The sequence below is a fragment of the Synechococcus sp. BA-120 BA3 genome, assembly GCF_034931285.1.
Lineage (GTDB): Bacteria > Cyanobacteriota > Cyanobacteriia > PCC-6307 > Cyanobiaceae > Cyanobium.
In genome coordinates, this window is sequence record NZ_JAYGHZ010000502.1 from 1 (window position 1) to 738 (window position 738).

General features: G+C 73.7%; 1 protein-coding gene. It reads left to right on the forward strand.

Annotated features, from left to right (window positions below; translation table 11 throughout):
• The coding region (locus VB737_RS17165) for a TolC family protein (protein WP_500314759.1) at positions 1-738 on the forward strand (738 nt) is incomplete at both ends.

Consider the following 738-nt stretch of genomic DNA (forward strand, 5'->3'; position numbering starts at 1 on the left):
CAGCAGGACCTGGCCGGCTCGGCCCGGGGGCGCCGCTGGCCGGAGCTGGGCCTGAACCTGGCCGGTGGCTTCAGCCAGCAGCGCTCCTACAACCAGGTCTGGACCGACAACGCCGGCCTCTATCCAGCGGGCTCCCCGTTCCTGGTCCGCAACCAGGGCTGGAATGTGGTCCAGACGAATCTGGGTGCGGCGGCCGCCCGGGTGGAGCTGGCCTGGGAGCTGCTCAGCCCCTACCGCGCCGCCGCCATCGCCGAGGCCGACGACAGCCTCACGGCCTCCCGCCAGCGCTACGCCGACCGGCTGCGCCAGCTGCAGCTGGATGTGAGCATCGCCTACTACGGCCTGCAACTGGCCGACCAGCTGCTGCGGATCCGCCGGGCCGTCGTCGAGAGCGACACGGTGGTGCGCGACCAGGTGGCGGCGCTCCAGCAGGTGGGCCTGGTGCCGCGGCTGGACCGGCTCCGCGCCGAGGCCGCCCTGCAGCAGAGCCGTTACCGCTTCGAGCAGGCGGAGGCCCTGCAGCTCAGTCGCCAGCGCCAGCTCAGCAACCTGATCAACGTGCCCTTCGACGTCAGCCTGCGGGCCAGCGATGCGGTGCGGCTGCAGCCCCCCTGGCCCCTCGACCTGGAGCAGACGATCGTGCGGGGCTGGCGGGACAATCCCCAGCTGCGGGCCCTGCAGGCCGCCCGCGATGCCCTGCTGCGCCAGGCCGACCGCCGCGCCGCCGAGCTGCTGCCC